This window comes from Pinirhizobacter sp. (genome assembly GCF_035317885.1).
Lineage (GTDB): Bacteria > Pseudomonadota > Gammaproteobacteria > Xanthomonadales > Rhodanobacteraceae > Pinirhizobacter.
Window position 1 is genome coordinate 1 of the sequence record NZ_DATHFX010000491.1, and the last position, 3,902, is coordinate 3,902.

The 3,902-nt window shown below is 65.2% G+C and carries 3 protein-coding genes; 1 reads left to right on the plus strand and 2 read right to left on the minus strand.

Annotation, left to right across the window (positions count from 1 at the left end):
• Positions 1–620, minus strand: a 620-nt coding sequence (locus tag VK519_RS16170; RefSeq protein ID WP_324351444.1) for a M24 family metallopeptidase, incomplete at its 3' end; no start/stop codon positions are given.
• Positions 617–1,279: a response regulator gene (locus tag VK519_RS16175; protein ID WP_324351445.1), complete on the minus strand. Its 663-nt coding sequence runs from the start codon at positions 1,277–1,279 to the stop codon at positions 617–619. The genes VK519_RS16175 and VK519_RS16170, both read right to left, overlap by 4 nt.
• Before the next feature lie 80 nt (positions 1,280–1,359).
• Here VK519_RS16175 and VK519_RS16180 point away from each other — a divergent pair.
• On the plus strand, positions 1,360–3,902 hold a 2,543-nt coding region (locus VK519_RS16180), incomplete at its 3' end, for an ATP-binding protein (protein ID WP_324351446.1).

The following is a 3,902-nucleotide window of genomic DNA, read 5'->3' on the forward strand; positions in this document are numbered from 1 at the left end:
GCGATCTGGATCTCCAGCACCCACAACCCCGGGATGGGTTCGGCATCGAAGTCGCCCAGATTGCCCGCCTTGTGCACCGCGTGCGGAAAATCGCCCACCCGATGGCCCTTGGTTTCGTGGTTGAGTCGCCAGCCCATGGCCTGGGCCTGGTCCGTGGCGAATTCGTACAAAGCCCGGCCGCTCTGGCCGCCCTCGCGCCAGCGCGCGGCGACGCGCGAGAAGAGCTCGCGTGCCGCAACGGCACAGTCATGCATGAGGGGATCGTCGCCAAGCACGAAGGTATCGCCGACATCGCCTTCGTGGCCGTCGAACACGGGCCCTAAGTCGACGAAGAAAATGTCGCGCTCACCCAGACGGATATCCGGCGCCGAGCGTTCGCGGAAAGTCTTCAGGGTATTGGCGCCGAAGCGGATCAACGATGGATGCCAGATGCGTTGCATGCCGGCGTCGGCCAGGACCTCGCCGGCAAGCGCCATGGCTTCGGGCTCCGTCATGCCCGGGGTGATGCGCCTGGCAATTTCGCGCAGGGTGACCCACGAGCGCTCGCGCGCATCGAGCATGCGCCTGGAGTCGAACTGGCTACCGGTCGCCTGGGCATGCGGAGGGACCGAGACGTTCATGCCATTCCGTGTTCGCGGGCGTAGTCCGCCAGCAGGCTATCGTGGTCGATACCGAGCTTGCGCATGGCGTCGCGCTTCTGCCGGCTCACCGTTTTCACGCTGCGACTCAGTCGATCGGCGATCTGTGTAAGTGAAAGGCCTCCTACGTAAAGGCGCACCACTTCCATTTCGCGTGCCGACAGCCGCACCGGCGCCGCGCCATCGGCAGCGGGGGTGTCGGCCATGGCGAACTGCTGGCGGATGGATTCGCTGACATAGGCACGCCCTGCTGCAACGCTTCGGATGGCGTTGGGCAACTCGCGCATCGGCGCACGCTTGTCGCACAAGCCAAGGGCGCCACGGGTTTGCATCGCACGAAGCACGCCGATGTTGTTGACCATGGTCAGCACCGCCACGGGCAGCCGGGGATACCGGCGGCGGATGACATCGAGCAATTGCAAGCCATCGCCGTGACGGCCGGCGGGCATGGAGAAATCGGTTACCAGGACATCGCACGGCCTGCTGGCAAGCAAGGCCATGAGCCGGTCGCCATCGGCCGCTTCGCCAACGACGAGCATATCTCCCGCCTGGTCGAGTGCGGCGCGTGCGCCGAGGATCACCACCGGATGATCATCTGCGATAATCACCCGAGTGGCACTGGAAGTGCCCTGCTCGCTCATGTCCGTATCAGCACCCGTCGTCGTTCCGTACTGGTTGCGCGTTGCGGCAGGATACAGCAAGTAAACCCGAGGAAACCCCAATGACACGGCTTCGCCCACTCCTGTCCTGTGTCGTCGCCAGCCTCTGGGTGATCGCGGGCAATCCCTTGCACGCGGACGACGCAAATCCCGGCCGGATGCCCGTTTCCGCCGCCGAACGTGCCTGGCTCGATGCACTTCCCACGCTCAACGTCACCTACGACGACGCTTTCGCGCCATTCGTCAGCGCGGACAGCCATGGCCTTCCCGAGGGTATTTCAGCGGACTATTTCCAGCACGTGGTGGACGACCTCGGCTTGAAGGTTCGTTATGTCCGCAGCGGCGACCTCAGCGCCACGCGCAAGATGATCGACCAAGGGCAGGTTGACATCGTGCTCGCCTTCAATCCCGGTGGACGCGCCGGGAAAGGGCTGGCGTTCAGTCAGCCGTACGTCGAGTTTCCGCTGGTGATCGCCACGCGCCAGGACACCGCCAGCATTGCAGGCCTTGCCGATCTGGCGGGCGAACGGGTGGCGGCGGACACCGACCGGGAAGCGGTGCTGCGCATGCTCGCCGAAGCTCCCCGCCCCGTGCGCACGATCACCACCCACGACGGCGCCGAAGCACTCAAGTTGCTCGACCACGGCGAGGTCGACGCCGTGGTCGGCAACCTCGCCACCGTCGATCTCTTCATCCGCTCGCGCTACCCGCATCTTCGCGTAGGCGCCCCCACCCATCTCACCGAGCCCCTGGCTTTCGCCGTGCGCACCGACTACGCCAGGCTGGTTCCGCTGATCGATCGGTCGCTTGCGCGCGTGGATGCGCGCGAGGCTGCCCGCATCCGCAATACATGGTTATCGGTGAACTACACCTGGGGCGGTTCGTGGTCCGCCGTATGGGAAAAAACCTGGCCGATCGTATTGATCTTCGGCATTGCCCTGGCCCTGGTGAGCTTCGCCTGGGTACGCCTTCGCCGTGAGGTGCGCCGGCGACTCCATACGGAACAACAGCTGCAGGATGTCACGCGCAACATTCCCGCCGTGGTGTTCCGCTTCACCATCGACCGGCAACGCCAGATCACTTTCCTTTATGTCGATGGCGACACCTTATCGATTTTTGGCGTGGACCCGCCCACCTTCCTGCGCGATGAGCCTGCCGCATTCCGCACGGTATCGCCCGAGCACCGCGAGATGCTTTTGGAACGTGTGCACCACGCGGTGCAGTCACTCACGGCTTTGCACGCCACCGTGCGCGTACACGGCGACCGTTGGGTCACTACGCACGCGCTGCCGCGCCGCCTGTCCGGGGGTGTCACGCAGTTCGACGGCTACTGGGTGGACGTTACGGTCACGCACGAGCAAGGCCTGGCACTGGCCGCAGCACGCGACGAGGCCGAATCCGCGACGCAGGCAAAAACAGTATTCCTGGCCACGATGAGCCACGAGATACGCACGCCGATGTACGGCGTGCTGGGCACGCTGGAACTGTTGGGCGGCACCCGGCTGGACGAAGAGCAGCGAAGCCTGCTTGGCACGGCAGGCGATTCGGCCACCCTGCTGCTGCAAGTACTCGACGATGTCCTGGATTTTTCCATGATCGAGGCGGGCCGGCTCAGCCTGGAGCTCGTACCGGTGGACATGCGGGAACTCATTGACCGCACTGTCGGCATGCTTGCCGCCCAGGCACATGGCCGCGGCATCGACCTGCGCGTAAAGGTGGACGCCGGTATCGCCGCCATGGTCATGGCCGACGACGTGCGCGTCAGGCAGGTGCTATTGAACCTCATTGGCAACGCGATCAAGTTCACGTCGGCAGGCTCGGTGACCATCGAGGCCACTGTCGTCCCCGATGGTGCCACTGGCGAACACCAGCGCATCGGCATCGATGTCACCGACACCGGCGTCGGCATCGCCGCGGAGGTCCTGCCCACCTTGTTCGCACCGTTCACCCAGGGCGAGGGTTCCACGCGACGCCGTTTCGGCGGCAGCGGCCTGGGCCTTTCCATTTGCCACCAGCTGGTGCAGTTGATGGGCGGCACGATCCAGATACAAAGCACGCCCGGTTCCGGGACGCGTGTCCGTGTGGAGCTCGGGCTGGAGATCAACGTGCTTCATCGGCACAACGGATTGTTGACGGGAAGGACCGCCAGCATCGACGTGGACGACGCCTTCACCGCCCAGGCGCTGGCACAGGGCCTGGGCGCATTGGGCATGATCCTGTCCGAGCCCAGCCCGGCCACGCATGCGGACGTCGTATTCACCACCCGCAGCCAGGGCTCGCCACTGGCAAATGTCGTGCTGGTTTCCGGCCAGGCCGATCCGCGGGGTTTTTCGCAGCAAGACGGCATGCTGGTCATGAGCGCCTGCCCGGTGAGAAGTTCGCTACTGGCACGCGTGTGCGAGCTTGCCCTGGGACTGGGCGAGGCCCCGCCTCCCCTGCCGGATGAGCCCGAGACACCGGCGCCATCATCACCTGCGCGAATCCTGGTGGCCGACGACAATCCCACCAACCAGGCACTGATCCGTGCACAGTTGGCGCGCCTGGGTCGAACCTGCACGGTCGTCGACGACGGCGGCCAGGCACTGGACGCGCTGGCAAGCAGACC